The organism is Erwinia sp. PME.40.26/001 (assembly GCF_055556675.1).
In genome coordinates, this window is the sequence record NZ_JBVHNP010000394.1 from 1 (window position 1) to 241 (window position 241).

The following is a 241-nucleotide window of genomic DNA, read 5'->3' on the forward strand; positions in this document are numbered from 1 at the left end:
TCGGCATAAAGATTCTTGAAATACTCGTAGAGAGCGTATTTGAATCCTCCCTGAATACCGTATCCACAGAGTTTCCCGGACCAACCTCTCCAAAGAGCATAAGAACCTTGTTGTTTCCAGATGGTGGAAAGGCCAGATACGATTCCATTGTTATATTTATTGGGATAAACCTGCATATTGACTTTGAGTACATCGAGAGGAGTAATGGCGAGATGAGTTGCGCCAGAACTAAGCATACCAC

The 241-nt window shown here is 43.2% G+C and carries 1 protein-coding gene; it reads right to left on the reverse strand.

The genetic code is table 11. From position 1 onward, the window contains the following. A partial coding sequence (locus tag ACZ3HG_RS24680) for an MC/SLC25 family protein (protein ID WP_465335149.1) occupies window positions 1-236 on the reverse strand: 236 nt, incomplete at its 3' end. Between the last annotated feature and the right edge of the window lie 5 nt (window positions 237-241).